Genomic DNA, 6017 nt, shown 5'->3' on the forward strand with positions numbered 1-6017 from the left:
GGGGGGGGCCGGGGGGGCGGGGGCCGGGGGGGGGGGCCCGGGGGGGGGGGGGCGCGCCCCGCCCCCCCCCGCCCGGGGGGGGGGGGCCCGCGGGCCCGTCGGGGGCCGGTCGCGGAGCGGTGTCGGGCTGGGGCGAGCGCGTGGCGCGGTGGTTCTGGGGAGCGGTCTCGATGGCACAGGCCGTCATGGAACGGTCACCTCCGGCGCCTGAACGTAGTTTTCCCCACCCCCGTATGAACGGAGCCCGGTGCGGTACTTCACGCAAAAGGATGGCTATCGTCCCGTTTTCCGGCATGTGTGCGAGGGGTGTGCTGAGCCCGTCGAAATGCGTGGAATCCGTTGAAATTGCTGGGCCGGCTGGGCTGGCAGGGCCGGCGGGGCTCCGGGCGGGCCCTGATGTCCGGCCCGTCCCCGACGCCCGGGCCGCCCCTCCGACGCCCGGCGCAACCCCGGCATCCAGTCCGCTCCCGGCACCCGGGCCGCCCCCCGCCAACCGCCCCCGGGCCCGCGCCCCCGCACAACCCGCCCCGGCCCGGGCCCCCCGCCCCCCCCCCCCCCCCCCCCCGGCCCCCCCGGCCCCCGGGGCCCCCCCCCACTCCCGCCCGGGTGCCGGCACCCGCATCAGTCCGGCCCGGCCCGGCCCCGGCCCCCACCCGACCCCATGGGCCTCACCCACCCCACCCCGCGCACCCCCACCCACCAGGCCGAACCCGCTGCCGTACGGGCGGAGCCGTCAGCTCAGGGGCGGGTGGCTGGTGCGGGCAGGTAACCTCTCACCCGTGCCCGTACTCGCTGAAGTCCTCACCGCGCTCGACGCCCTCTGGCCCGCCGAGCGCGCCGAGGAGTGGGACGCGGTCGGCACGGTCTGTGGCGATCCGGACCAGCCCGTCACCCGCGTCCTGTTCGCCGTCGACCCGGTGCAGGCGGTCGCCGACGAGGCCGTACGGCTCGGCGCCGACCTGCTCGTCACCCACCACCCGCTCTACCTGCGTGGCACCACGACCGTCGCGGCCAGCACCTTCAAGGGCCGGGTCGTGCACACGCTGATCAAGCACGACGTGGCGCTGCACGTGGCCCACACCAACGCCGACCGCGCTGACCCGGGTGTCTCCGACGCCCTCGCCGGCGCCCTCGACCTGCGCGTCACCGGGCCCCTGGTGCCCGACCCGACCGACCCCGCGGGCCGCCGGGGCCTGGGCAGGATCTGCGAGCTCGACGCCCCGCTGACGCTGGCCGCCTTCGGCGAGCGGGTCGCGGCCCGGCTGCCGTGTACCGCCCAGGGCGTGCGCGTCGCCGGCGATCTGGAGCGCACCATCCGCACCGTCGCCGTCTGCGGCGGCTCGGGCGACAGCCTCTTCGGCGCCGTACGGGCCGCCGGGGTCGATGCGTACGTCACCGCCGACCTGCGCCACCACCCGGCGTCCGAGGCCCGCGAGCACGGCCCGCTGGCGCTGGTCGACGCCGCGCACTGGGCCACCGAGTGGCCCTGGATCGAGCAGGCCGCGGCCCAGCTCGACGAGATTTCCGACCGGAACGGGTGGGGCCTGCGCACCCACATTTCGCATACGGTCACCGACCCGTGGACCGCCCACGCGTCCGCCGCATCCCACGACCACACTCCTCAGCCCTCTGGAGCCCCGAACTGAACGCCGCGCCCGCCGACCAGATCCGCCTCCTCGACGTCCAGGCGCTCGACGTGCGGCTCTCCCAGCTCGCCCACAAGCGCGCGAGCCTGCCCGAGCACGCCGAGATCGAGACGCTCAACGCCGACCTGACGCAACTGCGCGACCTGCTGGTGGCCGCGCAGACCGAGGAGAGCGACACCGCCCGCGAGCAGACCAAGGCGGAGCAGGACGTCGACCAGGTGCGCCAGCGCGCCGCCCGGGACCAGAAGCGCCTGGACTCCGGCGCCGTCACCTCGCCCAAGGACCTGGAGAACCTCCAGCACGAGATCACCTCGCTCGCCAAGCGCCAGGGCGCCCTGGAGGACGTGGTCCTGGAGATCATGGAGCGCCGGGAGTCCGCCCAGGCCCGCGCCGCCGAGCTCACCGAGCGCGTCGCGGCCGTGCAGGAGAAGACCGTCGACGCGATCGGGCGCCGTGACGCCGCCGCCGAGACCATCGACGCCGAGGTCGCGACGGCCACCAAGGAGCGCGAGGTCGTCGCCGGTTCCGTACCGGCCGATCTGCTGAAGCTGTACGAGAAGCTGCGCACCCAGCAGGGCGGCGTCGGCGCGGCCCGGCTCTACCAGCGCCGCTGCGAGGGCTGCCGCCTTGAGCTGAACATCACCGAGATCAACGAGGTCAAGGCCGCGGCGCCGGACGAGGTCGTGCGGTGCGAGAACTGCCGCCGCATCCTGGTCCGTACGCCCGAGTCGGGGCTGTGAGCCGACCCCCGCTGCACCTGGTGGTCGAGGCGGACGGCGGGTCCCGGGGCAACCCGGGGCCGGCCGGCTACGGCGCCGTCGTACTCGACCCGGAGACCGGCGAAACGCTGGTCGAGACGGCCGAGTTCATCGGCACGGCCACCAACAACGTCGCGGAGTACCGGGGGCTGATCGCCGGCCTGCGCGCGGCGTACGCGCTCGACCCGGCCGCGCGGGTCCAGGTCCGGATGGACTCCAAGCTGGTCGTCGAGCAGATGTCGGGCCGCTGGCAGATCAGGCACCCCGACATGAAGCCGCTCGCCGCCGAGGCCGCGGCGGTCTTCCCGGCCGAGCAGGTCGGCTACGCCTGGCTGCCGCGGGCCCAGAACAAGCACGCGGACCGGCTGGCCAACGAGGCCATGGACGCGGGCGCGCGCGGCGAGCGGTGGCGCCCGGCCGAACCGGCGCCGACCCGCCCGACCTCGGCACTCGGGGGCTCGACGGCGACGGCCGGCGACCGGGGCCGCGGCGCTGGCACCGCGAGCGCTCCCGGAACCGCCGGCCCCACGAACACCGCCGGCACTACGAACGCCACCAGCACCACCGAAACCTCCGGCGCCTCCGGCACCCGCCCGGCGACGACCCCGGTGGTCGGCTGGGCCGGCGCGGACCTCGCGCCGCCGACCACCTTCGTCCTGCTGCGCCACGGCGAGACCGCGCTCACCCCGCAGAAGCGGTTCTCCGGCAGCTCGGGCTCCGACCCCGAACTGTCGCAGGTCGGCCGCGACCAGGCCGAACGCGCGGCGCAGGCACTGGCCGCCCTCGGCACCGTCGAAGCGGTCGTGAGCTCCCCGCTGCGCCGCTGCCGCGAGACCGCGCAGGCGGTCGCGGCCCGGCTGGGTCTCGACGTACGGATCGATCAGGGCCTGCGCGAAACGGACTTCGGCGGTTGGGAGGGGCTGACGTTCGGGGAGGTGCGCGAGCGGTACCCGGCCGACCTCACGGCCTGGCTCGCCTCGACCAAGGTCGCGCCCACCGGCGGCGGCGAGTCGTTCACCACGGTCGCCCGCCGGGTGGCCCGCTCCCGCGACGCGCTCCTCGCGGAACACCCCGGCCGCACCGTGCTCCTGGTCACCCACGTCACCCCGATCAAGACGCTGGCCCGACTGGCCATCGGCGCCCCGCCGGACTCCCTGTTCCGCATGGAACTCTCCGCCGCCGCGCTCTCCACCATCGCCTACTTCGGCGACGGCAACGCCTCGCTACGCCTGTGGAACGACACGGCGCACCTGCGTTGAGGCGTACGGGGGCGGGTCCGCGGGGTGCCTCCGCGGCGGCGCGCCCGTAGCGGTACGCGCCCCCTGCCGAGGTGGCCGCGGCCGGGCGGTCCGTCTGCCCCGACGGGCTGGCTGCTCGTACGCCCGACCGGCCGCGCGGGCAGCCACGAGCGTCTGGCCGTACGCGCAACCAGCCGTGAGAGCCGCCGGTCGTACGAGCGACCGCGATACGCGCAACCGGCCTTCAGCGCCCCAGCCGTGCGGGCCATCGGCCCCGTAGCCCAGCGGTCAGGGCCCTGCACCCGCGGGGGCCGTGCCCGTTACGCGGTCGGGGCGAGGGCTGCGGCCTCGCGGGCCAGGTGTTCGACGCGGGTCCAGTCGCGGGCCCGGATCGCGTCCGCCGGGAGCATCCAACTCCCGCCCACGCAGGCGACGTTGGGTAGTGCCAGATACGTCGGGGCGGAGGCGAGGCCGATGCCGCCGGTGGGGCAGAACCTGGCCTGCGGCAGCGGGGCCGACAGGGCGCGCAGATAGGGCGCGCCGCCGGCCGCCTCGGCCGGGAAGAACTTCATCTCGTGCACCCCGCGCTCCAGCAGGGCCACCACCTCGGACGTGGTGGAGACGCCGGGCAGGAACGGCAGGCCCGACGCCTGGAGCGCGGTCAGCAGGCGATCCGTCCAGCCGGGGCTGACCAGGAACTTCGCGCCGGCCGCGGCCGAGGCGTCGACGTCCTGCGGGGTCAGTACGGTGCCCGCGCCGACGATGGCGTCGGGCACCTCGGCGGCGACGGCCCGGATGGCGTCGGGCGCCGCCGCGGTGCGCAGCGTCACCTCGATCGCCGGCAGTCCGCCCGCCACCAGCGCCCGGGCCAGCGGCACCGCGTCCGCCGCGTCCTCGATGACGACGACGGGGATCACGGGCGCGAGCCCCAGCACCGATGCGGGCACACCAGCGACGGCGCGCTGGGGAGCGGTGGGGGAGGACGCGGGGGCGGGGGCGGCGGAAGCGGCATCAGTCACCCCGCCATCCTCCGCCGCATCGCCATCATCCGCAATGCGTGTTGCACATGGCGCAATGCGTGAAGACTCCGGCTCCAGCACTCAGGAGGCCCTGGGCCCAGCGCACGGAGGGCTCCGGGCTCAGAGCGCAGAGGGCCCAGCGCGCCGAATGCCCCGGGCTCAGAGCTCCGTCACGATCACGTCCAGCGCCCACGGCGTGCCCGGGCGGGTCGGCGCCGTGGCCTCCACGGTGTGGCCGAGCGCGTGCAGGGCGTCGACGAGTTCGCGGGGGCCGCGGGGTGCGGCGCCCGCGGTCAGCAGGTCGCGGACGATGCGGCCCTTGGTCGCCTTGTTGAAGTGGCTGACCACCGTCCGCTTCTCCACGCCCCGTACGACCTTCGACTGGAGCACGCGTACCGTCGCCGTGCGCTCGGCGACCTCACCGGCCGGCTTCCAGGCCGCCGCGTACGCCGCCGAGCGCAGGTCGAGGACGAGGCCGCGGTCGGCGACGGCGGGCAGGACGTCGGCCATGGCCCGCCGCCAGTGCGTGCCGAGCGCGCCGACGCCCGGCAGCTTGACCCCCATCGAGCAGCGGTAGGAGGGGATGCGGTCGCCGATCCTGACCGCGCCCCACAGCCCGGAGAAGACCAGCAGCGAGCGGCCCGCGCGGCGCCGGGCGGCCGGGTCCAGGGTGGCCAGGTCCAGCGCGTCGTAGAGCACCCCGGTGTAGATCTGGCCCGCGGGGCGGGTGCCGGCGGTGCGCAGCTCCGCGTTCTTGGCGAGCTCGCCGCGCAGCCCGGTGCTGAGCCCGAGCACGTCGGCGGCCTTGTCCGCATCGCCCGTGCACAGCGTGACCAACTCGTCGAGCACCGCCTCCCGCGCGGCCCCGAGCTCGGGCAGCGAGAGCCCGGCCGGCTTCAGGGCGGCTCCCGACCCGCTGGGGGCCTTCCCCTCGGAGGGCGGCAACAGTACGAGCACGGCGGTTCTCCTCACCGGACGACACGGCAGACGATCACGGGGCCGACCGCAGGTCAGGCGCGGTACGGCCAGCACGGCGGGCCCGGCCCGACGCCGCGCCGCACCGCCTGTTTGCGGTATGCGAGCAGGTGTCCGTACGCGGCCCGCCACCCCACTCCGACCGGCGCCCGGCAGTCGGCGTCGGGTGCGGGTGGTGACCGGTGCGCGGCCCCGCCGCAGCCTATGCCGGCGGCCCCGATGGGGAGAAACCGCGCACCCTCGCCAGCCCGCCAGCCCGCCAGCCCGCCAGCCCGCCAGCCCGCCAGCCCGCCGGGTCGGGGGGGGGGGGGGGGGGGGGGGGGGGGCGGGCTCCGATCGGGGGTGGCGGGGTGGGGGGGGAAAAAGAGGGGGGGGGGGGGG

At 76.3% G+C, this 6017-nt stretch carries 6 protein-coding genes and 1 pseudogene; 3 read left to right on the forward strand and 4 right to left on the reverse strand.

The window, feature by feature from the left end; genetic code table 11:
- The coding region (locus AAHZ94_RS27045) for a hypothetical protein (RefSeq protein WP_349996007.1) at positions 1-187 on the reverse strand (187 nt) is incomplete at its 3' end.
- 592 nt (positions 188-779) lie between these two features.
- Between AAHZ94_RS27045 and AAHZ94_RS27050 the strand changes: the two genes are divergently transcribed.
- Genes AAHZ94_RS27050 through AAHZ94_RS27060 form a run of 3 tightly spaced genes read left to right on the forward strand, consistent with a single transcriptional unit; the run spans position 780 to position 3663 of the window.
- Positions 780-1646, forward strand: a complete 867-nt coding sequence (locus AAHZ94_RS27050; protein ID WP_349996009.1) for a Nif3-like dinuclear metal center hexameric protein — start codon at positions 780-782, stop codon at positions 1644-1646.
- Positions 1643-2386, forward strand: a complete 744-nt coding sequence (locus AAHZ94_RS27055; RefSeq protein ID WP_349996020.1) for a zinc ribbon domain-containing protein — start codon at positions 1643-1645, stop codon at positions 2384-2386. The genes AAHZ94_RS27050 and AAHZ94_RS27055 overlap by 4 nt, the downstream gene beginning before the upstream one ends.
- Complete coding sequence (locus AAHZ94_RS27060) at positions 2383-3663, forward strand: bifunctional RNase H/acid phosphatase (RefSeq protein WP_349996012.1); 1281 nt, start codon at positions 2383-2385, stop codon at positions 3661-3663. The genes AAHZ94_RS27055 and AAHZ94_RS27060 overlap by 4 nt, the downstream gene beginning before the upstream one ends.
- Positions 3664-3962: 299 nt before the next feature.
- Here the strand turns inward: AAHZ94_RS27060 and AAHZ94_RS27065 are convergent, their stop codons facing one another.
- From AAHZ94_RS27065 to AAHZ94_RS27075, 3 genes and pseudogenes are all read right to left on the reverse strand, one after another.
- Positions 3963-4589: a bifunctional 4-hydroxy-2-oxoglutarate aldolase/2-dehydro-3-deoxy-phosphogluconate aldolase gene (locus tag AAHZ94_RS27065; RefSeq protein WP_349996022.1), complete on the reverse strand. Its 627-nt coding sequence runs from the start codon at positions 4587-4589 to the stop codon at positions 3963-3965.
- Positions 4590-4820: 231 nt separating this feature from the next.
- Positions 4821-5618 carry a peroxide stress protein YaaA gene (gene yaaA / locus AAHZ94_RS27070; RefSeq protein ID WP_349996016.1) on the reverse strand — a complete coding sequence of 266 codons (798 nt, stop codon included), beginning with the start codon at positions 5616-5618 and terminating at the stop codon, positions 4821-4823.
- Between the two features lie 53 nt (positions 5619-5671).
- Positions 5672-6017: pseudogene (locus AAHZ94_RS27075) on the reverse strand (hypothetical protein); the annotation flags it as partial.

It is taken from the genome of Streptomyces sp. HSW2009 (assembly GCF_040240285.1).
In the GTDB taxonomy this organism is placed as follows: Bacteria; Actinomycetota; Actinomycetes; order Streptomycetales; family Streptomycetaceae; genus Streptomyces.